This is a genomic window from Pyramidobacter sp. C12-8, assembly GCF_002007215.1.
GTDB lineage: Bacteria > Synergistota > Synergistia > Synergistales > Dethiosulfovibrionaceae > Pyramidobacter.
In genome coordinates, this window is record NZ_MUHX01000025.1 from 16,628 (window position 1) to 39,374 (window position 22,747).

20 protein-coding genes and 1 rRNA gene are annotated in these 22,747 nt (G+C 59.3%); 18 read left to right on the forward strand and 3 right to left on the reverse strand.

What is annotated here, in order from left to right; translation table 11 throughout:
* Positions 1-4 precede the first annotated feature (4 nt).
* The 3 genes from B0D78_RS09365 to B0D78_RS09375 are packed head-to-tail and all read left to right on the forward strand — an operon-like array spanning position 5 to position 5,328.
* Positions 5-3,691 carry a phage tail protein gene (locus tag B0D78_RS09365; protein WP_078016711.1) on the forward strand — a complete coding sequence of 1,229 codons (3,687 nt, stop codon included), beginning with the start codon at positions 5-7 and terminating at the stop codon, positions 3,689-3,691.
* Between the two features lie 19 nt (positions 3,692-3,710).
* Positions 3,711-4,760, forward strand: a complete 1,050-nt coding sequence (locus tag B0D78_RS13250; RefSeq protein WP_078016712.1) for a hypothetical protein — start codon at positions 3,711-3,713, stop codon at positions 4,758-4,760.
* A gap of 10 nt (positions 4,761-4,770) precedes the next feature.
* The gene (locus B0D78_RS09375; protein WP_078016713.1) at positions 4,771-5,328 is read left to right on the forward strand and encodes a DUF4376 domain-containing protein; all 558 of its coding nucleotides are present in this window, start codon (positions 4,771-4,773) and stop codon (positions 5,326-5,328) included.
* 46 nt (positions 5,329-5,374) lie between these two features.
* Here the strand turns inward: B0D78_RS09375 and B0D78_RS09380 are convergent, their stop codons facing one another.
* Together B0D78_RS09380 and B0D78_RS09385 are read right to left on the reverse strand one after the other, a co-directional pair.
* A complete protein-coding gene (locus tag B0D78_RS09380) occupies positions 5,375-5,773 on the reverse strand; it encodes a type II toxin-antitoxin system HicB family antitoxin (RefSeq protein ID WP_078016714.1) in 399 nt (132 codons plus the stop codon).
* A gap of 13 nt (positions 5,774-5,786) precedes the next feature.
* Positions 5,787-5,972, reverse strand: a complete 186-nt coding sequence (locus B0D78_RS09385) for a type II toxin-antitoxin system HicA family toxin (protein WP_078016715.1) — start codon at positions 5,970-5,972, stop codon at positions 5,787-5,789.
* Between the two features lie 71 nt (positions 5,973-6,043).
* Here B0D78_RS09385 and B0D78_RS09390 point away from each other — a divergent pair, with 71 nt between their 5' ends.
* The 14 genes from B0D78_RS09390 (at position 6,044) to groL (ending at position 19,824) form a co-directional block, all read left to right on the forward strand.
* Entirely contained in the window at positions 6,044-6,445 is a 402-nt protein-coding gene (locus B0D78_RS09390) for a YcbK family protein (RefSeq protein WP_078016716.1), read from the forward strand.
* A 4-nt stretch (positions 6,446-6,449) separates the two neighbouring features.
* Positions 6,450-6,824 carry a phage holin family protein gene (locus B0D78_RS09395; RefSeq protein ID WP_078016717.1) on the forward strand — a complete coding sequence of 125 codons (375 nt, stop codon included), beginning with the start codon at positions 6,450-6,452 and terminating at the stop codon, positions 6,822-6,824.
* Positions 6,817-7,137 (forward strand): transposase, encoded by a 321-nt coding sequence (locus B0D78_RS09400; protein WP_078016718.1) that lies wholly within the window; start codon positions 6,817-6,819, stop codon positions 7,135-7,137. Before B0D78_RS09395 ends, B0D78_RS09400 begins: the two co-directional genes overlap by 8 nt.
* Before the next feature lies 1 nt (position 7,138).
* Positions 7,139-7,426: a chemotaxis protein gene (locus tag B0D78_RS09405; protein ID WP_240496152.1), complete on the forward strand. Its 288-nt coding sequence runs from the start codon at positions 7,139-7,141 to the stop codon at positions 7,424-7,426.
* Between the two features lie 348 nt (positions 7,427-7,774).
* The gene (gene citX / locus B0D78_RS09410) at positions 7,775-9,169 is read left to right on the forward strand and encodes a citrate lyase holo-[acyl-carrier protein] synthase (RefSeq protein ID WP_168170084.1); all 1,395 of its coding nucleotides are present in this window, start codon (positions 7,775-7,777) and stop codon (positions 9,167-9,169) included.
* Between the two features lie 41 nt (positions 9,170-9,210).
* Positions 9,211-10,593, forward strand: coding sequence for an AmmeMemoRadiSam system protein A (gene amrA, locus B0D78_RS09415; RefSeq protein WP_078016720.1), 1,383 nt, complete (start codon positions 9,211-9,213; stop codon positions 10,591-10,593).
* Positions 10,590-11,417: an AmmeMemoRadiSam system radical SAM enzyme gene (amrS, locus tag B0D78_RS09420; RefSeq protein WP_078016721.1), complete on the forward strand. Its 828-nt coding sequence runs from the start codon at positions 10,590-10,592 to the stop codon at positions 11,415-11,417. The genes amrA and amrS overlap by 4 nt, the downstream gene beginning before the upstream one ends.
* Positions 11,418-11,720: 303 nt before the next feature.
* Positions 11,721-13,853 (forward strand): glutamine synthetase III, encoded by a 2,133-nt coding sequence (locus tag B0D78_RS09425; RefSeq protein ID WP_078016722.1) that lies wholly within the window; start codon positions 11,721-11,723, stop codon positions 13,851-13,853.
* A 247-nt stretch (positions 13,854-14,100) separates the two neighbouring features.
* Positions 14,101-14,796 carry a metal-dependent hydrolase gene (locus tag B0D78_RS09430; protein ID WP_078016723.1) on the forward strand — a complete coding sequence of 232 codons (696 nt, stop codon included), beginning with the start codon at positions 14,101-14,103 and terminating at the stop codon, positions 14,794-14,796.
* Positions 14,797-14,901: 105 nt separating this feature from the next.
* Positions 14,902-15,228, forward strand: coding sequence for a DMT family protein (locus B0D78_RS09435; protein ID WP_256385772.1), 327 nt, complete (start codon positions 14,902-14,904; stop codon positions 15,226-15,228).
* A 2-nt stretch (positions 15,229-15,230) separates the two neighbouring features.
* Positions 15,231-15,752, forward strand: coding sequence for a cob(I)yrinic acid a,c-diamide adenosyltransferase (locus B0D78_RS09440; protein WP_078016725.1), 522 nt, complete (start codon positions 15,231-15,233; stop codon positions 15,750-15,752).
* 64 nt (positions 15,753-15,816) lie between these two features.
* The gene (gene ptsP, locus B0D78_RS09445; protein ID WP_078016726.1) at positions 15,817-17,568 is read left to right on the forward strand and encodes a phosphoenolpyruvate--protein phosphotransferase; all 1,752 of its coding nucleotides are present in this window, start codon (positions 15,817-15,819) and stop codon (positions 17,566-17,568) included.
* A gap of 286 nt (positions 17,569-17,854) precedes the next feature.
* Positions 17,855-18,142 carry a co-chaperone GroES gene (groES, locus tag B0D78_RS09450; protein ID WP_009164021.1) on the forward strand — a complete coding sequence of 96 codons (288 nt, stop codon included), beginning with the start codon at positions 17,855-17,857 and terminating at the stop codon, positions 18,140-18,142.
* A gap of 44 nt (positions 18,143-18,186) precedes the next feature.
* On the forward strand, positions 18,187-19,824 hold the full coding sequence (gene groL, locus B0D78_RS09455) for a chaperonin GroEL (protein WP_078016727.1): 1,638 nt from the start codon (positions 18,187-18,189) through the stop codon (positions 19,822-19,824).
* Positions 19,825-19,984: 160 nt separating this feature from the next.
* On the opposite strand, the gene B0D78_RS09460 is transcribed toward groL, so the two are convergent.
* Complete coding sequence (locus B0D78_RS09460) at positions 19,985-22,117, reverse strand: transglycosylase domain-containing protein (protein ID WP_240496153.1); 2,133 nt, start codon at positions 22,115-22,117, stop codon at positions 19,985-19,987.
* 500 nt (positions 22,118-22,617) lie between these two features.
* On the opposite strand from B0D78_RS09460, the gene B0D78_RS09465 reads away from it, so the two are divergent.
* Positions 22,618-22,747 (forward strand): 16S ribosomal RNA (locus B0D78_RS09465); the annotation flags it as partial.

Here is a 22,747-nt window from a genome sequence, read left to right on the forward strand (position 1 = left end):
GAGCATGGCCGGATTGTTCGGCAGCGGCGGCACGACGTATATCGAGGGCAACCGGATCGGCGAATTCCAGATCAACGCTTCTTCGTACGGCGCCGACGTGCCCGTCGTCTTCGGCACGACGCGCGTCGCCGGCAACGTAATCGACTGGTCGGAGTTCACCGAACACGAAACGAAGACGGAACAGCGCGCCGGCAAGGGCGGCGGACGCCACACCACGGTCACCACGACGTACAACTACACCGTGAAGACCCTGATCGGCCTCTGCGAAGGGACGATTTCCGGCGTCGGAAAAGTGTGGCGGGGAACGGACATCACCACGCTCTCGGCGTGTCGGCTCTCGCTGTTCCGCGGCGGGATGGGACAGGCCCCCTGGACCGGCATGAAAGACGCGGCGCGGCGGCTGCCCTACAGCGCCCTGGCATACGTCGCCGGAGACGTCGATTTGAACGGCAGCGGGACGCTTCCCACGTTCAACTTCGAAGTCAAGGGACTGCTGCTTTCGAGCGGCGACGGTATAGACGCCAACCCCGCCGACGTCATCGAGGCCATCGTGAGCGACTCCCGGGTCGGAGTGGGGCTGCCCGCGTCGACCATCGACCCCGACAGCCTCGACGATTACAGAGCTTTCTGCACGGCGGCCGACCTGTACATCTCCACGCCTCCCGACGTGGAAGGGACGGAAGCCTACAAGCTGATCAACTCCATCCTCGAAGCGACCAACAGCATCGGCTTCTGGTCGCAGAACAAACTGAAAATCGTTCCCATGCGGGACGAAGCCGTGACCGGGAACGGCGTGACGTGGCGCCCCGACATGACGCCGCTCTACGATCTGGACGAAAACGACTTCCTGCCGAGCGACGATGGCGCCCTGGTGGTCTTCGAACGCGCCGCGGACGCGGAGAGCTGCAACGAAATCACGGTGGAATTCCTCAACCGCGCCAACGGCTACGAGAAAGAGACGGTCAGCTTCCAGATCTTGAGCGACATCTCCAAGAGAGGGCTGCGTCCCGCCGGCACGCGACAGCTTCATTTCCTGCATACGAAGAAACGGGCTTCCCACGTCGCCGAACAGTTGGCCATGAAAAGCGTCTTCGCGCGCAACCGCTACAAGTTCCATCTGGCCTGGACGTACTGCCTGCTGGAACCCGGGGACCTGGTGACGTTGACGGACAAGGTGCTGGGACTTCGCCGCGCATTGGCGCGGATCGTCCGCGTTACCGAAGCGGCCGACGGCGAGCTGGAACTGGAAGCCGAAGCCGCCTCGATCGGCACCTCTTCGCCGGCGCGGTACGACGTGGACGAAGACGAGCGTTCGACCCTGAACACCAACCTCGATCCCGGCAACGTGCGCCCTCCGCTGATGTTTGAACTGCCCCAGGAGACGAACCCCGGCGAAATGGCCATCGCCGCCAGCGGCGAGTCCGAGAACTGGGGCGGCGCTTTGGTCTGGGCGTCCTTCGACGGCGTCGCCTACGAGCAGATCGCCGACATTCAGGGAGCCTGCCGTTACGGCACGCTCTTCGAGTCGTGCACCGCGGCGGCCACGACCCTGATCGTGCAGCTGGCGGAGCCCAAAACCCAGCTGATCAGCGTGTCGACCGTAGGCGCGGAAGCCAACATCACGCCCTGCTGGCTGGACGGCGAATGGGTGAACTACGAGACGGCGACGTTGTTGAGTTCCGGCCGGTACAGATTGGAAGGATGCCGAAGAGGACTCTACGGCACCAAGGCGAAGGCTCACGCCGCGGGCGCGCCCTTCGCGCGGCACGACAACTCGGTGGCGACTTACAAATACCGTCTCGAAGATCTGGGACGGACCATGTTTTTGAAGCTGACGTCCTACAACTACTTCATGAGCAACGTACAGAGCATGGCCGACGTCGATCCTTACGCCTTCAACGTGGACGGACGCATCCTCGACGCTTCTCCGGGCGGTTTGACCGTGGTGCAGGACGCCTCGGATCGTTCCAGAATCATCGTGTCGTGGGATCCCGTTACGGCCGTGCAGCCGAGAGGGTACCGTGTTTACGTCGACAACGCCGTGGCGGTGCGGGAAACCGCCGATACGAAAGTCGCTTTGACCAGGACCGCCAGCAAAACGATTGTCGTCGGCGTTTCCACCATCGACGTCACCGGCGCGGAATCCGCCGCCAGCACGGTCACGCTGCACGTGGCCGTCGAGCCGGAAGACGTGCAGGGGCTGGCCGTTTCGCAGTACCCCGACGAACGCACTCGCGTGAAGCTGAGCTGGGACACGGTGCCGGGCGCCGACATCGCATATTACGAAGTGCGCGAGGGGCATTCCTGGGAGAGCGCGGCCGTCGTCTGTGCCAAAAGCCTGCTCACGCACGTGGATTTCCATATCGTCGAGCCGGGAGACTACACCTATTGGGTGGTCGCCTATACGGTCGGCGGCGTTCGTTCTCTGCACCCCCAGAGCGTGACCGGCGTATTCTCTCTGGCGCCGGCGCCTCCCACCGGATTGACGATTGCGCAGGACGGGAACGACCGCACGAAGCTGCTGATCTCGTGGACTGCGTCGGCGAGTACGGACGTAATCGGCTACGAGGTTCGAGACGGCCTGACGTGGACGACCGCCGTTCCGCTGGGAGCGACCAACGACACGAATATGACGATCGTGCTGGCGGCCTCGCATGATTACCGCATCTTGGTGCGGGCGAAAAACCGTCTGGGGCTTTGTTCCGACGCGGCCACCACCGCTTGCAGCGCCCGCGTGGAGCCGGCGCGGGTGACGGGCTTCCAGGCGACGCAGGACGGCGGTTTCGTGGATCTGATATGGAACAAGTCGCCCGAAGCGGACGTCGTCGGTTACGAAATCCGCGAAGGATTCCTGTGGGATTCGGCGAGCGTCGTCGCGACGGGCGTAACGCAGCCGGAGCTGACGACTCAGATCTCGGTGGAACGCGGCTACAAATACCTGATCAAGGCGATCAATCGGGGCGGCTTTTACTCCGCGCAACCGGCGGAAGCCGTGATTTCTCCCGAGAATCTGCCGGGAAAGAACGTCGTGGCCGACTGGGACAGCATCGCGCTGCAGGACGGCAGCCACGACGGGACTTGTTTCGTTGAGAACCCGATCACGTTCGCCACGCTGCCCGGCCGTTTCTCGGATTATACCGGCGTTCGTTTCGTCGACGTCGGCGGCGAAACCGTGCTTTCTCTCGCGGAAGCGGCGACCTCGGGGATATGGACGTCGCCGGTCAGGGATCTGCTGCGCATGGTCTCGGCGGATCTGTCGGTCGATTTCATGACCCAGAAAGTCGCGGGCAGTTTCGTGACGCTGGAATACCGCATCAGCCGCGACGGCGCCGCGTGGAGCGAATGGCGAATATTCCTGCCTCATCGTGAACGCTTCAGGTATCTTCAGTACCGTTTGACCTTGAGGCAGGGAACGGCGCAGAGAGCGCCTTGCGTGACGATCATGCGCATGATCGTCGATATGCCCGACGTCGTCAAGGCCGGGCGCGTCGAGATCCCGGTGGGCGGAACGGCGATCGATTACGGCTTCGAATATGCAATCCCTCCGACGCTGGTCATCACCGCGGACGGAGCCACCCGCCAGGGCCGCATCGTCGGCGAACCCGGCGTCTCGTCCGCGGCCGTGCGGGTGATCGACAACTCCGGCGCCGACGTAGGCGGCATCGTCAACTGGACGGCCTACGGATATTGATGAAAAGGAAGTGACGCCAATGGCATACGATCCGCTGTTGCCCGCGGACGAAAGTTTTGTGGCCAACGGACCTGGAGAAATCCGCGCCAATCAGGAAGCCCTGAAAGACGGGCAAATCGTCGATGCCGGAAAACTGTCGGGCCTGAGCGTTGGACACAACGAAGGCAATCTTCCCGTCAGCGACCGACAGGTCAATCTCGGACTCAACGCCGACATGGTCGACGGCAAGCACTCCTCGGCTTTTGCGGCGAACGTGCACGATCACGCCGTCGCCACCGTCGATACCGCCGGTTTCATGAGCGCGACGGACAAAGTCAAACTGAACGAAGTGGCGGCGGGCGCCGAAGTCAACCAAAACGCCTTCTCCGAAGTCGCCGTGGGCAGTACCACTATTGTTGCCGACAATAAGCAGGACACACTGACGCTGGCCGCCGGCAACGGCATCGCGCTGACGCCGGACAGCACCAACGACAAGGTCACGATCGCCATCAACGGCAGCTACAACGCGCCGACCGCCGACAAGCTGAAGACCCCCAGAACCATCAACGGCGTCGCCTTCGACGGCTCGCAGAATATTACGGTGAATCCGCCCTCTCACGCCGTCAACAATTCTACGTACGGGCTCGCCTCGGCGTCGGTCTACGGGCACGCCATGGCCTCGAGCACGACGCCGAAGCCTCCGGCGGCGACTGCGAACGTTGGATCGGAAACGTCGAAGTTCGCGCGGGGAGACCATGCGCACCCCTTACAAACGTCCGTTTCCGGAAACGCCGGCTCCGCCACCAAGCTCGCCACCGCCCGCACGATCAACGGCGTTGCTTTCGACGGCACGAAAAACATCAGCATCCCAGCGACGGACAACACGAAAGCCCCCAAGCCCCAAGCCGCCGCCGGCGTAGGGCAGTGGGTGTATATACAGGCGACGAATTCTTTTAGTCTCCCCTCCGGAGGAACCTGGGCATATTACTGGAGAGGAGTAAATAACGGGGGAGCCGGTGTTGCCGCGGGGGGGGCGACTATAAGCGCACAGGGGAGCTCCCCTCATGCGTTTGCCTGGCGTGTAGAATAGGAGGCAAAGCATGTACGAAAATCTAACCCGCAATCTCGACGGCAGCTACTCGTTTACGAAAAACGGCTATCCCTACAATTGCCCGAACATGGGCGAGTGGGAGCTCTCCGGGGAATACGCCGCCGTCCACGCCTACGCGCTTGAGCACCCCGACGAAGTGACGATCGAGCCAGAACCCGATCCGCCGACGCTTGAAGAGCTCAAGGCGGCGAAACGTGTGGAGATCCTCGCTGCGCGCGACGCCGCCATCCGCACCGGCACGATGTGGCAGGGGCATCCGATCTGGACCGACGGCGACGCGCAGCGCCTCGCCCTGTCGGTCATGGCCGCGCCGACGCTGGCAGCCGCCGTCGGCAGTCCCGAGACGGTGCCGTATCCGACGTGGACGTGCAAAGACGGCTTTGTGATCCAGCTGGACGAGGCGTATGCGACGGATCTCTGTCTGACGATCCAGACCTACGTGACGGCCATGTACAACGCCGCCGCCGAACTGCTGACGCAGGTTGCGGCGGCGCAGAGCGCGGAGGATCTAGCCGCCATCGTCTGGCCGGAGACTTTTATAGGATAGACGAAAAGGGGGAACGCCTTCACGGCGTTCCCCCTTATTTGGGACGTTACACGTACCGTTCCAGCTTCTTCCGCAGGGCTTCCTGCAGCAGCTGAGAGCAGTTGATTCCCCGTTTGTCCGCCATCTGGCTCATCCAGATCGGCAATGAAACGTTTTTCCGTGTGGCGCGGGTGTCCGTCCGGGTGCGGTAGGAGAGCGTATCGGCCTTGATGACAGAACAGACTGTTCCCGGCGCGCGCTCCATCTGTTCCTGCGGAGTCGGAGAAGCGATTTCGAGTCCTTCGTCTTCGGCGACAACCAGCCAGGCGTTCATGGCGTCGGCGATCTGATCGATGGCGTCGGCCAGACTCTTGCCCGTGGTGACGCAGCCGGGTAGATCGGGGACGCGGGCGTAATAGCCTCCGTCGCCGATGGGAGTGAAAACCGCAGTGTAAATGTAAATCATGTGGGCCTCCTTGTCATCTCTGTTTTATTTTGGCTTCTTTGAAAATGTATCGCATGTCGTTTTCGTCGAAGTCATGGCGTTTGACCGGGATCATGACGCGCGTTTGCGGGTTGAAGTAGATGTCGTGGTTCGCGCCGGAGCGCTTGAAGACGAAGCCGTTCGCTTCGAGCGTTTTAATCGTTTTCTTTCTGGGGTTCATCTGCTTCCTCCTGTTATTCTCTTCATGACGTTATTATACACAATTATACACAAAAAACAAGAGGTGGTTTTATGGCACGGGAAATGTTGTCGCCGCATTTTGCGAAAGACGAATGCGTGTGCCGGTGCGGCTGCGGACTGTGCAACGCGACGCCGCGGCTGCTGGCGCTGGCGGGAAAAATACGCGACCTGCTGGGCGAGCCGATGATCGTGACGTCGGTATGCCGGTGCCGCAAGCATAACGCGAAAGTCGGCGGCAGCCCGCGGAGCAAACACTTGAGCGGGCGGGCGATGGACTTTTACTGCAAGCGCCTGTCGCCGCAGGCGGTTTACGACGCCATCGTCCGCGCCTGGGAGAACGGCGAGCTTTCGGAACTGGGTGGCATTGGGTTATATAACTGGGGCGTGCACATCGACATCGCCAAAGCGCCGGACGGACATCTGAGGACGTGGGATCGAAGAAAAGCGAGGTAGCTATATGCCGGGAGAGGAACAGCACGAGCGGACGTTGATAGACATCGCCATGACGGGAGGTGTGGGAGCGATGCTGGCCATGATTTTTCAGGGAGTGCGCGCCGGCCGCGAGCATCTTGGAGAACCTTTCGACGGCTGGCGTTTTACAGTGGGGCTGATCAGCGCCGGGGCGATCGGCGCGATCGTCGCTTGGGGGCTGAACGAGCTGGGCGTGAGCCGACAGCTGAGCGCGATCATTATCGCCATGTGCGGCTACGTCGGCGGCCCGCTCCTGGACATCGCCTATACGGAGATCCAGGAGACGGTCAAGGCGGCATTCGACGGCGTGCAGGAATGGCTGCTGAAAGGAAAGTGGGACCGCCGTGGGCATGATGAGTAATATCTTTGCCGCGGTCCTCGGAAAGGTAAGCCGCCGCTGGCTCTACGTACTGGCAGCGATTGTCGTTGTCGCTCTGCTGGCAGCGTGGTACTGGCACGGCTATGACGGCCGCGGCGAGACGGACGCGCTGATCTCTCGCCTGCGCGAGAGCGCCGCCACGTCGGAGCGCCGGGCAGACGCCATTGTTGACGCCACCAGACAGAGGGAGGTGACCGCTCGTGAGACTGTGCGTAAAAAGACCGCTGAGCTGCCTGCTGACCGCCTCACTGCTGCTCTCGACGCTTTGCTCGCCGAGTACCGCAAAGACCGCTGATGTGCAGCGCGTCCCCGGCGGCTACCTGCTGAGCGAGCAGGCCATGCGCGACACGGTGGCGGGATGGACGGCCGACCGCGAGAGCGTACGCGTGCTGCGGCAGGGCATGGACGAGCTGCGCGCGGAGATCGCCGCGCAGGCCGAGGACACGCGGCGCTTGGTCGGCGACCTGAAAAGGGAACTGGAACGGGAACGCGCCGCCTACAACGCCAAAATCAGGCGCGCCAAAGGTCAAGGACTGCTGTACGGCGTTCTGATCGGCTCGATAGGAATAATGATCGCAAAATGACAAACACCCTCTTGCCAATGGTATAATCGTTAGCGAGAGGGTGTTTTTGCATTTGGACACGTGCGAAAAAAGCGTGCTAAAAGCCGTACCAGTAAAACGAAATTAGATTTTCTTATATAGTAATTGCAAGGGCAGAAGGATGTTGATGTCCTAGTTACCGCCACCAATCAGAAACGTTCCCCCCTCGGATCGCCGAGGGGGATTTTTGTTCTTGTGTTCTGCGCGCTCTCGACCTGAGGTCATGCTCGTTTTCGTCAAAAATGGCAGAAGGCCTTTGCTCTTTTTAATGAGAACCAGTATGATAATGAAAATAAATCTGCCTGCGGGCATTTTATGGAAGATGATTTTATGGACGTTGAACGGATTCTTGGAGAAAACGGCGTTTCTCTTGCGCAGATGCTGGCGGCGCGCGAGCGGCGGGCGGCGCGTCAACGGGACATGCTGCGCGGCGGCGGAAAAAGCCTGATCAGTTATACGCTGAACATGCCGGGCGAGATCAAACAGTTTCCTTTGGCGCAGGCGTTTTTTCGGCACGGGCTGGCGCGGCTGGAGCGGCATCTGGCGCGGAACGGGATCTCGATCGTCACAAAAGCATGCCGCGTCGAGCCGACGGGCAGCGAGGCCATGCTTTTGACCGACGGCGCGCCGGCAGACGTCAAAAGGCTGACTGTCGCCCTCGAGATCAGTTCGCCTGCGTCGCGGCTCTACGACATGGACGTTCTGGCTTCCGACGGGGTGAAAATTTCCCGTGACGCTTTGGGTTTGCCGCCGCGCCGGTGCGTGATCTGCGGGCGCGCCGCGATGGACTGCGCGCCGCGCCGGATCCATCCGGCGCGGGAACTGGCCTGCGCCGCCGTGAAGCTGATGTACGACGACGCCGTCGGCCGTTTTGCCGATACGGTCGCGAGCGCCGCTCAACGGGCGCTGCTGTACGAGGTCTGCGTTTCGCCCAAGCCGGGGCTGGTGGACCGCTTCAACTCGGGATCGCATCGCGATATGGACCTTTTCACGTTTATGGACAGCGCCGGCACGCTGGCGCCGTATTTCCACCTCTGTGCCGCGCTGGGGGCCGAAGCGGCCGAACAGGAGCCGGAGCGGCTTTTTCAATCGCTGCGGCTGCCGGGGATGGAGGCCGAAACGGTCATGCTGGAAGCGACCGGCGGCGTCAACGTTCACAAGGGCGCGATCTTCTCCGTCGGCGTGATCTGCGCGGCCCGCGGCTGGCTGTGGGGGCGCGGGGAAAACGCCGCGGCGGAGCGGTTGGCCGGCGTGGCGCGGAAGATGCTGACGGGGCTGAAAGATGAGTTTTCTCCGCAGGGACAGTCCGCGGGCGAGAAAATTTTTCGCGAAAGCGGCGTCACGGGGATCCGCGGCGAGGCGGCGGCCGGCTTTCCCGCGGTGATCGAATGCGGGCTGCCCGTTTTCGAACGGCTGTTAGCGGAGAATCTGCCGCTGAACGACGCCGCGGCGGTGACTCTGCTGCATCTGATCGGCGCCGCGGACGACACGAACATGATCCGGCGCTCCAGTTTGTTCCGCTTTCGTGAGGTACAACGCGAGATCGGCCGTCTGCTCGATGAAAAAACTGTGCCGGACATGGCGGGCATCGCCCGGCTCGACCGCCAGTTCATAGCGGAGAACCTCAGTCCCGGCGGCAGCGCCGATCTGCTGGCGTTGACGCTGCTGCTGCATTTTATGCGGGATTTCGAGAGTGAAAAAGCGCCATGGCGGAGTGAGAGCTAAGCGGCTCGGGTCAACGTCTGTGTGTGAAAGGAGTGATCCACGTGGCAATTCTTGGAGCTTTTGCGGTGCCTCATCCGCCGTTGATCCTTCCGGAAATCGGGCGCGGAGAGGAAAAGGGAATCCAGGCAACCATCGACGCCTATCGTGAAGCGGCCCGCCGGGCCGCGGCGCTGAAGCCCGACGTTCTGATCGTCCTGTCGCCCCATTCCATCATGTATCGCGATTATTTTCACATCTCGCCAGGGCAACAGGCGCGCGGAAGCTTCGCGGCGTTCGGCCGGCCCGACGCGGCGTGCGCCGTTTCTTACGACGACGCGCTGGCGGAAGCGATCGGGTCTGAAGCGGCGGCATCCGGGATCCCTGCTGGGAAAAAGGGCGAACGCCGTGCCGAACTCGATCATGGCACAATGATTCCATTGCGGTTCTTTTGTCAGTCGTGCGGCGCGATCCCTGTGGTCAGAATCGGTCTTTCGGGACTGCCGTTGCTCGAGCATTACAACTTCGGCAAGGCGATCGCCCGCGCGGCGGAGCGTTTGGGGCGCAGGGCCGTCGTCGTTGCCAGCGGCGACCTGTCGCACAAATTGAAAGCCGACGGGCCTTATGGTTTTGCGCCGGAAGGGCCCGAATTTGATCGGCGGATCATGGAGATTTTTTCGTCGGCCGACTTCGGCGCCATGCTCGAGCTCGATCCCGTTTTCTGCGAAAAAGCGGCGGAATGCGGTCTGCGTTCTTTTGTCGTCATGGCGGGCGCCTTCGACGGCTGCGACGTGGAGAGCGAGGTCCTGAGTTACGAGGGACCGTTTGGCGTCGGTTACGGCGTGGCCTGCTTCGTTCCCTGTGCCGTCGATGAAAGGCGGCGTTTCGATCAGCTGTTCCTGCGGCGGGAACGGGAAAAACTGCGTCAGACCGCCGCGTGTGAAGACGCCTATGTAAAGCTGGCGCGGCTGAGCCTGGAACATTATGTGAAGAGCGGCCGCGTGGCCGAGCTCCCTGACGGCTTGCCGGAAGATCTGACGAAGCGCCGCGCCGGCGTCTTCGTCTCCGTCAAGATTGCCGGCGAACTGCGCGGCTGCATCGGGACGATCGAGCCGGTCAGAGGTTCCGTCGCCGAGGAGATCCTCCACAACGCGGTCTCCGCAGGAACGCGCGACCCGCGCTTCGCTCCCGTAACCGAAGCGGAACTGCCGCGGCTCGTGTACGACGTGGACGTGCTTTCGCCGGCCGAAGAGGCGACAAAAGACGACCTCGACGTCAGGCGCTACGGCGTGATCGTCAGCAGCGGGCACCGCAAAGGACTGCTGCTGCCCGACCTCGAAGGCGTCGATACCGTCGAGCGGCAGCTGGACATCGCGCTTCGCAAAGCCGGCATCGAGCGCGGCGAAAATTACTCGCTTCAGCGCTTCGAGGTCGTGCGTCATCGATGAAACGCTGTCAGCTGTGTTTCCACCGCTGCGCGTTGGAGGAAGGCCAGCGGGGCATCTGCCGCGCCAGAGTGTGCCGCGGCGGGCGCATCGTTGAGGAAAATTACGGCCGGATCACCTCGCTGGCCCTGGATCCGATCGAGAAAAAGCCTTTGCGGCGCTTTTACCCCGGCAGTTTCATCCTGTCGGTTGGAAGTTACGGCTGCAACTTGCGCTGCCCTTTTTGCCAGAACGATTCCATCGCCATGTCCGACGGAAGCGGCCTTGCCGTGCGGCGCGCCGAACCCGTTCAGCTGGCGGAATTGGCCGGGGCACTCCGAGTCCGCGGGAACATCGGCTTAGCGTACACCTATAACGAACCCACAGTCAGCTATGATTTTGTCGTCGACTGCGCGCAGCTGATCCATGAGCGGAAGATGAAAAACGTTCTGGTCACGAACGGTTCTCTGCTTTCCGAGCCGCTGCGGCGGCTTTTGCCGCTGATCGACGCCATGAACGTGGATCTGAAGGGCTTTACCGAGGCGTACTACCGCTGGCTGGGCGGCGATCTGGAAACGGTGAAGAACTTCATCCGCTGCGCCGTTGAATTCGGCTGTCACGTCGAGGTGACGACGCTGATCGTGCCCGGAAAGAACGACGGCGACGATGAAATCGAGCGGCTGGCGGCCTGGCTGGCGTCGCTTGACCGCAATCTGCCGTTGCATCTCTCGCGCTTTTTTCCGCACTATAAAGTTCAGGACAGACCGCCGACGCCGGTGGCGCGGATTTACCGCCTGGCGGAGCGCGCTCGCCGGCATCTGACCTACGTTTATGAAGGAAACTGCTGAAAAGAGAGCCTGATATGGTTGAATGACCGTATCGGGCTCATTTTTTTTGACCTTGGCATTAAAGATCGACGGCGGAAATGAGTGCGCTGTCAAAATTCTGTCTGTGCATGTCTTTTTTCAAAAAGACATGCATGTAAATGGATTTTCATGTGCATAAATTTTGTATTTTGTGTGTATCTGCATGATCTTATCCCAATGGATGTGATATACTCTTGCATCATAAAAAGATGAATCGAAAAAAACGCTCGTGTCTTTCCTTGAAGGGTTGGGCACGGCAAACACATTTTCGGGAGGTCAGAGCAAATGGATGAAGGCGTAACCCGTCCTGCGGAGATTTTCGGAATGCATGTTTTCGACAAAGCGGCCATGAAAGAGCGTCTGCCGGAAGACGTGTACCGGCGCCTGATGACGGCGGTCGAGGGAGACGGCAAGCTCGACGGTTCGATTGCCGACTACGTGGCGGCGGCCATGAAGGAATGGGCCCTTTCCAAGGGAGCGACGCACTACACCCATTGGTTCCAGCCGCGGACGGAAGTCACGGCGGAACGTCATATGGCCTTTCTCAACCTCGACGGGGAAGGCCACCCGATCCATACGTTCAGCGGCAAGGAACTGATCCAGAGCGAGCCCGACGCCTCGTCCTTTCCTTCCGGCGGCATGAGAAACACCTTTGAGGCGCGCGGCTACTGCACCTGGGATCCTTCCAGCCCGGCATTCATCGTCCTCAGCCACAAAGGCGGCACGCTCTGCATCCCTTCGGTATTCATCTCCTACGACGGTACGCCGCTGGACATGAAAACGCCGCTGCTGAAAAGCATCGGCGCCATCCAGGAACGGGCCATGCGTCTGCTCAAACTGTTTGGCAACCGCACCGTGCGTTCCGTCGACGTGACCATTGGCGCGGAGCAGGAATATTTCCTCGTCGACGAGGAAAAGGCGCGCCGCCGTCCGGACATCGAGTTGTGCCGCCGCACCCTGATCGGCGCGCCGTCGCCCAAGGCTCAGGCCGTGGAAGCCCATTATCTGGGCGCGATCCATCCGCGTGTCCTCGCCTTCATGGAGGACGTCGAGCGCGATATGTACCGCCTCGGCCAAGTGCTGATAACCCGCCATAACGAAGTGGCTCCCGGGCAGTTCGAGTTCGCGCCCGTCCTCTCGGAAGCCAATCAGGGCTGCGACCAGAACCAGATGCTCATGGAAGTGATGCGCAAGATGGCGCGCCGCCACCATTTCCAGCTGCTGCTGCATGAAAAGCCGTTTGCCAGCGTCAACGGCAGCGGCAAGCACCTGAACGTTTCGCTGCGCGACAGCGAAGGGCGCAATCTGCTCAAGCCGACCAGCAACCCGAGGCGCAATGTCCAGTTCCTTTCTTTTATCGCCTCGTTCCTGCTCGGCGTCAGCCGGCACGGCGGCCTGCTGCGCGCGTCCATCGCTTCGGCGGGCAACAGCTATCGTCTTGGCGGGCATGAAGCGCCTCCGGCGATCATGAGCGTCTACGTCGGCTCGCAGATCGACCGGGCTTTGAACGGTCTGGCCCAAGGCCTCAACGAAGACATGACGGCGAAGGGGTCCATCGACCTCGGCCTGGACCGTCTGCCGACGTTGAACAGAGACGTCAGCGACCGTAACCGCACCTCGCCGATCGCCTTCACGGGCAACAAATGGGAGTTCCGCGGCGTCGGCGCTCCGCAGGCGCTCGGCGGCCCGCTGACCGTGATGCTGGCTGCCTGGAGCGAAGGAATCGAGCGCTTCTGTACGGCGCTGGAGTCGCGTCTCATCGGCGGGGCGGACGTGGCTGACGCGGCGCTGGCCGTGATCAAAGACGCTTGGGAGGAATCGGCGAACGTGCGCTTTGAAGGCAACGGTTACGACGCGGCGTGGATCGAAGAGGCGAAGCGCCGCGGCCTGCCGGTGTGCAGGAATACGGTCGAAGCTCTGGATCAGTATCTGAGCAGAGAACATCGCGATCTGCTGGCGAATCTGGGGATCATGACGGACCGCGAGATCGTCGCTTATCATGAGGTGCGTCTGGAACAGTACAATGAAACGATGCTGACGGAGATCGGCGTGCTGCGCGCGATGATGTTCGAGGGCGTGCTGCCGGCCATTTCGAAACAGCTGGCCTGCGAAGCCGGCGCGCTGTCCGCCCTGCCGGTGGAACTGCGTGCCCATATCGCCCCATGGGAGAAGAATCTGAAACGTCTGGCGGAGATCAAATGCGGCATCCTTGAGAAACTGGAAATGCTGGACGCCGTGGCGGGCTCGGTCAAGGACGGAGACGCTCACGCCGCCGCGAAGACTCTCGCCGGCGACGGCGCGTCGCTGATGGAATCGATCCGCGCCGACAGCGATGAAGCCGAGCGGCTCATTGCCAAAGAGTTGTGGCCTTATCCGACCTATACGGATATGTTCCGTATCGAAGACTTCAAACTTTGAGTCGGAATATATCGGCCGTGCAAAAAGCGCCGTCTCTCGAAAGAAGGACGGCGCTTTTTGCGCGGAGGCGCGTGTCGGTTTGAAGTTTGTCGCCGAATGGCGGGATGAGCTTTGTATAAAAAACACGACGAGAACCGGCATGAAATTTAATCGTATAATAGGAGCACGCGGACTCTTTTTATGCTAATATATTTATTTGTAATAAAAATCACGAATCTGCGTTAAATTTTGAGGGAGGGTGTGCGCTATGGCAACACAGCTTCAGTTTTTAGGTCATGCCAGCTTCAAGATCCAGAGCGATTACAGTTCGATCGTGATCGATCCGTTTTTCACGGGCAACCCCTATGCCTGCTGTACGGCGGATGATTTCATCGCGCTTGACGCGATGCTGCTGACGCACGGACATGCCGATCATCTGCGGGACGCGGCGGCTATCGCCAGACAAACCGAATGTGCCGTGATCTGCAACGATAAGATCGCCGAGTATCTAAGATCACAAGGCGTGAATCCGGAAACGATCACGGTAATGAAAAGCGGCGAGAGCCGAAACTTCCTGTTCGGCAAGGTCGCTGTCGTGCCCGCGGTCCACACCTCGTCGATTCAGGCCGACGGGCAGGAACTGCCTGACGGCGAACCCTGCGGCTACGTGATCGAAGTCGATAAGCACAAGGTTTATCACGCGGGCGACACCATGCTCTTCGACGGCATGAAAGAGCTGCGTTCCATGGCGATCGACGTCGCGCTGCTGCCGATCGGCGGAACCTACACGATGAACGCCGACGAAGCGGCGCAAGCGGCGGAAATGATCCATCCCCGTGAAGTCATCCCCATGCATTACAACACGTTTCCCAACATTATGGCGGATCCGCAGGCTTTTGCGAAAAAAGTCCCCGCCGACGTGGCCGTGGTTGTCCTTCAGTCCAGCGAAAAGGAAACGCTGTGACGGACTGCGAGCGGAAAAGCGGAGGAGCTGCCGTCGTTTTTTCCCTGAGCGTCTGAGCGGAAAAGAGGAATCCATTTGAAATCGGTTCTTGTCTGCGCGGTTTTATTGTGCTGCAGCAACGTTTTTATGACGTTTGCCTGGTATGGTCATCTCAAAAGCCTCGCCGACCGGCCGTGGTTCGTCGCGGCCGCTGCCAGCTGGGGGATCGCGTTCTTCGAGTACTGCCTGCAGGTGCCCGCGAACAGGATCGGGCATCAGGCGCTTTCGGTGGGGCAGTTGAAAATTCTGCAGGAGGTCGTCGCCCTGACCGTTTTCGTGCTGTTTTCCACCTTCTATTTAAAGGAAAAACTGACGCTCGATTACCTGTGGGCGATGCTCTGCATTCTCGGCGCCGTGTTCTTCGTCTTCCGCAGCCGCATCATGGGAGCCTGAACATGCTCGAACGCGGTTTCGTGCAAGTCTATACGGGCAACGGCAAGGGCAAAACCACGGCGGCGCTGGGGCTTGCCCTCCGCATGGCCGGGAACGGCGGGCGCGTTTTCTTCGGGCAGTTCATGAAAGGACAGCTTTATGGCGAGCATCGCGCCCTCTCGGCGCTGCCGCAGATCGACCTGCAGACGTTCGGCGGTCCCCGCTGCCTTCATCGTGAGGAAATGACCGAGAAAGACCGAGAGATGGCGCGGCGGGGACTGGAAATTTGCCGGCAGGCCATGCTCTCCGGGCGGTACGATCTGGTCGTGCTCGACGAGATCAACGTGGCGCTGTGGTTCGGATTGGTCTCCGATGAAACGGTAGAAAACTTTTTGGATGAACGTCCCGGAAGAACGGAGCTGCTTTTGACGGGGCGTTATGCGCCTCGTTGGCTCATTGAACGTGCCGACCTCGTGACCGAAATGAAGCTGATCAAGCACTACTACGACGCCGGGGTCATGGCCCGCGATGGAATCGAGCGTTGAGCTGAGCGTTTGTCTGTGATATCTTGTCTTTAGAATTCTGTACAGGGGCGAGGGAGGAAATTGCGTGAAGGGGCTGGGCGTATCTCCGGGAATTGTCATGGGGCAAGTTTACGTCGACTGGAAGGAACAGCTCGAGATAGAAAAAGACTATGTCGACGACGCCGAAGGGGAAGTGGAGCGTCTGAACCTGGCCGTAGCGACGGCCAGCGAAGAGATCCGACGGCTTTATGGCGACGAGAAGACGGCCGTTGTTGACGGAGACGAAGCGGGCCCCGATTTGTACCGCGTCCATGGCGTGATGCTCGAAGATCCGGAATTTCTCGGTGAGATTCGAGACATGATCGTCGCTCAGAACGTCAACGCCGAATGGGCTGTCAAGACCGTGGCGGAAAAGTTCGCTCAGGTCTTCGAGAATATGGACAACGACTGCCTGAAGGCCCGGGCCGATGACGTCAAAGACGTTTCGGCGCGCGTGTGCCGTCTGCTTCTGCATATCGAAGGCGGTGACCTGCTCAGGGACGAGCGGGAAGGCCTGATCCTTGTCTGCAAAAGCATGGGCACAGCGGAGATCTCGCTGATCCAGAAGAATAATATTGTCGGGTTGATCTGTGAAGAGGGAACGATCGGTTCTCATGCCACCATCATGGCCCGCAATCAGCACAAGCCTGCCGTGGTGGGGCTGAGCGGAGTCGCCGACGACGTATATCGCGGCGATTTTATCATTGTCGACGGCAATAATGGCGATGTTTTTATCAACCCGGACGAGAAAACGATCCGGGAATGTCGCGCGCGACAGGAACGGGAGAGTCTGTTTCAGCAGCGGTTGCGCAGTTTTGTGGGACGGCCGGCTTGCAGCGCCGACGGGGTGCTGTTGAAAGTTTACGGCAACGCGGCTTCCGATGCGGATATCAAGTCGATCGTGGAAGTTGACGGGCACGGCGTCGGACTTTATCGGACGGAATACATTTATCTGACCCGCGCGCATCTGCCGGCGGAAGGGGAACAGTTCTGGGAGTACAAGAAAGCGCTGCTGGCCATGAAGGGCCGTCCGGTGGTCTTCCGCACGCTTGACATCGGCGGCGACAAGATCCCCTCCTATCTGAACATGCCGGAAGAGAAGAACCCGGCGCTCGGCCATCGGGCGATTCGTTATTCGTTGTCGCGCGTGGACATCTTCCGCAGCCAGATCAAGGCCATTCTGCGCGCCAGCGCCTACGGGGACGTTTCCATCCTGCTGCCGCTGATTTCGGCCATTGACGAAGTGCGTTCGGCAAAAGCCGTGATTGATGACGTCAAGGAGGAACTTCGCCGGGAAGGGACGGCCTTCAATCCTCGCACTAAAGTCGGCGTCGTGGTGGAGACGCCTTCGGCCGCCGTCATTTCCGATCTGATCGCGTGCGAATGCGACTTTCTCAGCATCGGCAGCAACGACCTGATCCAATACACCATGGCCGTCGACCGCCTGGCCTCGGCGTTGTCTTATCTTTATTCGCCGTTCTCGCCCTCGGTCCTGCGCCTTGTGCAGACCACCATCAAAAATGGCGCGACGGCGGGCAAGCCCGTCAGTTTGTGCGGAGAAATGGCGGGAGATCCCCTGCTGAGTCCGATCCTTTTCGGCATGGGACTGCGTTCTTTCAGCGTCAACCCTTCCGAGATGCTGCGCACCCAGTGGATCCTTTCGCTGTTGAAAACCGAAGAAATGCGCGCCTGTGCTGATGAAGTGCTGAACTTGGCGACCGCGGGGGAGATCCATCGTTATTGTCGGGAGCATTTCTCGCGCTTCGTGTCCGGGGATCGCGTCCCGACGGAGCAATGATTTTTAAGAGAGCAATCCGCTGTGGTTGCTCTCTTTATTTTATGGACAAGGCCGCGTCGCGATTGTTTTTACATGATTAAGCGAAAGAACAGCATACGGTAGGAAACAGCTGATAAACGAAATTTTATCGCGAAAAATCGCTAAAAGATAAAATATTTTTCTGTGATCACTCTTGAATTTGACCGCCAAAATTGTATCATAACCATTGTTAGCACTCGAAGTGATTAAGTGCTAATAAAAATCACTTCGGAGATTTTTGTCGAACTCAGTATAGGAGGAATAAATAATGCAGTTGAAACCCCTTGCGGATCGTATCGTCGTCAAAGTCGTCAGCGGAGAAGAAAAGACCAAGAGCGGTCTTTATCTGCCGGACACCGCGCAGGAAAAACCTCAGGAAGGCGAAGTCATCGCCGTCGGAACGGGGCGCATTCTCGACAATGGTCAGAAGCTTCCCCTTGAAGTGAAAGTCGGCGACCATATCGTTTTCAGCAAGTATTCCGGCACGGAGATCAAGCTTGACGGCGAGAAGCTCGTGATTTTCAGCGAGCGCGACGTTCTTGCGGTGATCGACTAGTTTTTTTGGACAGACATCATTATTTTTTCAGGAGGAATTCATAAATGGCTAAAATTCTTGCTTTTGGCGAAGAATCCCGTCGTGCGCTCGAGCGCGGCATCAACAAAGTTGCCGATACCGTCGGCGTGACCCTCGGCCCCAAAGGCCGCAACGTCGTGCTGGACAAAAAATTCGGTTCTCCCGCCATCACCAACGACGGCGTGACCATCGCCAAGGAGATCGAGCTTGAAGATCCCTTCGAGAACATGGGCGCTCAGCTTCTCAAGGAAGTCGCTTCCAAGACCAACGACGTGGCCGGCGACGGCACGACCACCGCGACCGTGCTGGCCCGCGAGATGATCAGCGAGGGCATGAAGAACGTGGCTGCCGGCGCCAACGGCATTTACCTGCGCAACGGCATTTCCGTGGCCGTGGACGCTGTGACCGAGCACCTGAAGGCGATGGCTCACCAGGTCAACGGGAAGGACGACATCACCCAGGTCGCTTCGATCTCCGCCAACGACAAGGCCATCGGCGCCATCATCGCCGAAGCCATGGAGAAAGTCGGCCGCGACGGCGTCATCACCGTCGAGGACAGCCAGACCACCGGCACGACGCTGGAGACCGTCGACGGACTTCAGTTCGACAAGGGGTACATCAGCCCCTATATGGTCACCGACCCCGAGCGCATGGAAGCTTCGCTCGAAGACGCCTATGTGCTTATCCACGACGGTAAGATCAGCAACGTCAAAGATCTGCTGCCGATCCTCGAAAAAGTTCTGCAGACCGGCAAGCCTCTGCTGATCATCGCTGAGGACGTGGAAGGCGAAGCTCTGGCGACCCTCGTCGTCAACAAACTGCGCGGCACCATGACCGCCGTGGCCGTCAAGGCCCCCGGCTTCGGCGAGAGACGCAAGGCCATGCTGCAGGATATCGCTGTGGTCACCGGCGGCGAGGTGGTCACTTCCGACCTCGGCGAAAAGCTCGAGAACGTCGAGCTGTCCAAACTTGGCCGCGCCAAGAAGATCCGCATCACCAAAGAAGACACCACCATCGTCGACGGCAGCGGCAACAAGGACGACATCCGTAACCGCGCCGCTCAGATCCGCACCGAGATCGAGAACTCCACTTCCGACTACGACAAGGAAAAGCTCAAGGAGCGCCTTGCCAAGCTGGTCGGCGGCGTAGCCGTCATTCAGGTCGGTTCCGCCACCGAGACCGAGCAGAAGGAACTGAAGCTTCGTATCGACGACGCGCTTTCCGCCACCCGCGCGGCCGTTGAGGAAGGCATCGTGGCCGGCGGCGGTGTGGCTCTCGTCAACTGCGTCGAGGATCTTGAGAAGGAGATCGAGAAGCAGGGACTGAAGGGCGACGTGCGCACGGGCGCCAACATCGTGCTCAACTCGCTGTCTTCGCCTCTGCATCTGATCGCGACCAACGCCGGCCTGCAGGGTGACGTCGTTGTCGCGAAAGTTCGTTCCCTTGAGGAAGGTCATGGCCTTGACGCTTCCAACGGTGAGTATGTCGACCTGATCAAAGCAGGCATCATCGATCCCGTCAAGGTGACCCGCAGCGCTCTCGAGAACGCCGCTTCCATTGCCAAGATGATCCTGACCACCGAAGTCCTTGTGGCTGACAAGCCCGAGGAGAAGAAGGCCGATCCGGCCGGCGGCATGGGCCCCGGCATGGGCGGCATGTACTAGACGGTGTTGTGCTGTTAAAAGCCAAATCGAGAGAAAGAAGAAGCCCGCCGTTGCGGGCTTCTTCTTTCTCTATTATTTCTCTATTATCGAAAACGCGTATGACCGCAGTGGATTGAAAAAGTCCGAAGGCATGGTGCGAAGCCGGCCTTCGGACTTTTCATTATTGAATATTGTATTTTTTGAGCAGTTCCTGATACCGTTCTTCAACGGAACGGTCGTCCTTTTTGATGTAATCGCGCCAGCTGCCAGTGCTGTTCCCCTCTGCTGGCGGGAGGTCGGGGGGGGGAGGAACGGGCGGCGGAATCTGGGAGGGATCGAAAATCGGAAGCTGATCTTGGGAGACCAGGAGTTCTTCATCCTTCTTGACGGCTTCGAGATCTGTCTTATCTTGATCCAAAAGCAGCAGTTGCGGTGCGTTGGAATCTTCCATCTCTGCCGCGCCCTCGGCGTGGAGCGGACAGGGGGCGGTGGGGATTCTGTCCGCAGGCATGTAGATATTGGTGACTTTTTTGCATTCCGGCGAGGCCGGAAAACCGCTTTCGACGCATACGCGCATGACCCTGACGCCGCTTTCCTCGTCGGAAAGCTCTCTGGGAAAGACTTGGGGCGTTTCGAGGATTTTGACGGCGCTTCTGATGAACGAGGACCATACGGGAAGGGCAACGTGACTGCCCGTCGCGTTTTTGCCGCCAAGCGGTTTCAGGTCATCATTTCCCGCATAAACGACGGCGACCAGTCCGGGGACGCCGCCGGCGAACCATGCGTCGGTGTAATCGTTTGTCGTGCCGGTCTTACCGAACATTTCGAATCCGGCAAGGCGCGCTTTGCTGCCGGTACCGGCGCGGATGACTTCCTGGAGCATCGAACGAGCGATCATTGCCGTACCAGGCTGAAGGGCTTCTGTGATCTTCGGGGAATTCTGCTGAAGAACTTTTCCCTCGCGACTGCGGATCTCTCGAACGAAGTAGGGCTCGACGCGGCTGCCGTTATTGGCGAAAACCGAGTAGACGACGGCCATTTCCAGCGGCGTGACGCTGGCGACCCCCAAACCAACGGAAAGCGTAGGGGTCAAATACGGCGAAGAGATCCCCATACGCCGGGCCGTCTCGACGACGTTCATCGGCCCCAGCATATAGGTCAGGCGCACCGCCGGAGTGTTATGTGAATGGGCCAGAGCGTTGAGCAGCGTTTCTTCTCCCACATACGTTTCACTGAAATTATGCGGCGTCCAGGCAGGTCCCGATGAATTGGGAACGCGCAGTGAAATCGGCGTGTCCATAATGTGGTCAATCGGGCGGTAGCCGGCTTCAAGCGCAGCCGCATAAACAATTGGCTTGAAAGCCGAACCGCTCTGCCGGAACGCCTGCGTCACCCGGTTGAATTTGCTTTGTTCGAAGTCTTTGCCGCCGACCAGAGCGAGGACCGCTCCGTCTGTCGGATCAAGCGCGACGAGCCCGCCTTCGCTTTTCAACTTTTCCATGGACTCCTCCGCCGCTTGCTGCACGTCGAGATCCAGCGTCGTGTAGATCCTCATGCCGCCCTTGTAAATCTTGTCGCTGCCGTAAACCGGGATCAACTCTTTGAAGAGAATGTGGCTCACAAAATAGGGCGCTTTATTGAAAGCGAGCTTGCTCTTCTCGGTCCGTTCGTTGAATTTCAACTGCTCTTGAGCGGCGGCATTTGCTTCTTCCCGAGTGATCCAGTCCAAATGGACCAGGCGGTTCAGCACATAATTCTGGCGAGCTTTGGCCAGGCTCATGTTCCTGATTGGAGAATATTTTTCGGGAGCGGCGACCAGGCCTGCCAAAATCGAAGCCTCGCCGAGCGTCAAATCGCTGGCGCTCTTGTTGAAGTAGCTGTGAGCCGCCGCGTCGATGCCCCAGGCGCCATGACCGAAATAGATCGCGTTGAGATACGTCTCAAGCAGTTTATCTTTGGAATAGAGCCTTTCCATGTGGAGAGAAATGATGGCTTCTTTGGCTTTGCGGTCCAGACTCTTTTCACTCGACAAAAAGAGATTTCTCGCCAGCTGCTGCGTGATCGTGCTGGCCCCCTGTCCGCCTTCGCCGCTAAACAGCGAACGCAGAATTGCCAGCGGCCGGATTCCCTTGTGAGAGTAAAACTGAGAATCCTCCGCCGCGAGAATCGACATCACCATCCACTTTGAGAACTGTTCCAGCTTCATGGGCTTCCGGTTCTCAACGTACAGCTCCGTGATCACGCGGCCTTTGCGGTCGTAAACGATGCTGGCTTCATTCGCTCGATAAGCAAGAATCTCATCGTCAGTTGGCAACGTATCCGAAATCTTATTGATGTATAAAGCCAATCCTACAGAAACCACCGCGATACAGACGAGGAGCGTCATCCCCAACCACATCAGAAATTTGTTCAGAAACGATTTTTTCCTTTTTTGGGGTACTTTTGCAGAAGTCTTCGGCCTCTGCGGTGCAGTGTGCCCCCCTTTAACGTTATTGCTGCTATTCACGGGATTCACCTCAGTAATTCAGAGTAACAACGAACACAGCATCGTCTATTCTAGCGGAAAAAAAAAGTCAGTCAAATCTCTGGGCGAAGTACGGGAGAGAAAAATCGAGGAGGAAATCGAAGCGCAGCAGTGTTCGACCGGATCGGAACGATGTTTTTGCAATCGAATCGAGATGACAAATCGGGGCTTGCATTCTTAAAAGAGTAGTGGTATATTATCCCGGTCGCGCCGAAATCGGCTGCGATGCAGCACCTTGAAAAGTGAATATGGTGAAGAAGAGACAGCTAGTGCATGAGCTCGATCAATTTTCAACGGAGAGTTTGATCCTGGCTCAGGACGAACGCTGGCGGCGTGCTTAACACATGCAAGTTGAGCGAGGATGGTTTGAGGAGACATATGTTGAATTGAATCATTCGAGCAGCGGACGGGTGAGTAAAG

Bases quoted from the DNA above. Each gene is read 5' to 3' on its own strand.
- B0D78_RS09425 (WP_078016722.1), top strand. From the start codon at position 11,721: ATGGATGAAGGCGTAACCCGTCCTGCGGAGATTTTCGGAATGCATGTT.
- B0D78_RS13250 (WP_078016712.1), top strand. From the start codon at position 3,711: ATGGCATACGATCCGCTGTTGCCCGCGGACGAAAGTTTTGTGGCCAAC.
- B0D78_RS09430 (WP_078016723.1), top strand. From the start codon at position 14,101: ATGGCAACACAGCTTCAGTTTTTAGGTCATGCCAGCTTCAAGATCCAG.
- B0D78_RS09390 (WP_078016716.1), top strand. From the start codon at position 6,044: ATGGCACGGGAAATGTTGTCGCCGCATTTTGCGAAAGACGAATGCGTG.
- B0D78_RS09385 (WP_078016715.1), bottom strand. From the start codon at position 5,972: ATGAACCCCAGAAAGAAAACGATTAAAACGCTCGAAGCGAACGGCTTC.
- amrS (WP_078016721.1), top strand. From the start codon at position 10,590: ATGAAACGCTGTCAGCTGTGTTTCCACCGCTGCGCGTTGGAGGAAGGC.
- citX (WP_168170084.1), top strand. From the start codon at position 7,775: ATGGACGTTGAACGGATTCTTGGAGAAAACGGCGTTTCTCTTGCGCAG.
- B0D78_RS09375 (WP_078016713.1), top strand. From the start codon at position 4,771: ATGTACGAAAATCTAACCCGCAATCTCGACGGCAGCTACTCGTTTACG.
- B0D78_RS09395 (WP_078016717.1), top strand. From the start codon at position 6,450: ATGCCGGGAGAGGAACAGCACGAGCGGACGTTGATAGACATCGCCATG.
- B0D78_RS09400 (WP_078016718.1), top strand. From the start codon at position 6,817: ATGAGTAATATCTTTGCCGCGGTCCTCGGAAAGGTAAGCCGCCGCTGG.
- B0D78_RS09440 (WP_078016725.1), top strand. From the start codon at position 15,231: ATGCTCGAACGCGGTTTCGTGCAAGTCTATACGGGCAACGGCAAGGGC.
- groES (WP_009164021.1), top strand. From the start codon at position 17,855: ATGCAGTTGAAACCCCTTGCGGATCGTATCGTCGTCAAAGTCGTCAGC.
- groL (WP_078016727.1), top strand. From the start codon at position 18,187: ATGGCTAAAATTCTTGCTTTTGGCGAAGAATCCCGTCGTGCGCTCGAG.
- B0D78_RS09380 (WP_078016714.1), bottom strand. From the start codon at position 5,773: ATGATTTACATTTACACTGCGGTTTTCACTCCCATCGGCGACGGAGGC.
- B0D78_RS09365 (WP_078016711.1), top strand. From the start codon at position 5: ATGGCCGGATTGTTCGGCAGCGGCGGCACGACGTATATCGAGGGCAAC.